This is a genomic window from Escherichia sp. E4736, assembly GCF_005781225.1.
GTDB lineage: Bacteria > Pseudomonadota > Gammaproteobacteria > Enterobacterales > Enterobacteriaceae > Escherichia.
Map to the genome: position 1 here is coordinate 878 of NZ_VATT01000065.1, position 240 is coordinate 1,117.

Genomic DNA, 240 nt, shown 5'->3' on the forward strand with positions numbered 1-240 from the left:
GTGATCATGTTTTTAACATAGTCGGCGTGCCCCGGGCAGTCTACGTGTGCGTAGTGACGGGTCGGGGTGTCATATTCAACGTGAGAAGTGTTGATGGTGATACCACGAGCTTTTTCTTCCGGCGCGTTATCGATCTGGTCGAATGCGCGAGCAGCACCGCCGTAGGTTTTAGCCAGTACGGTAGTGATTGCAGCGGTCAGCGTTGTTTTACCATGGTCAACGTGGCCGATAGTACCGACG

The 240-nt window shown here is 53.8% G+C and carries 1 protein-coding gene; it reads right to left on the bottom strand.

Features of this window, described 5'->3' with window-relative positions:
- Positions 1-240 (bottom strand): GTP-binding protein (locus FEK46_RS23175; RefSeq protein WP_240731157.1); only part of this gene is annotated, 240 nt, incomplete at both ends.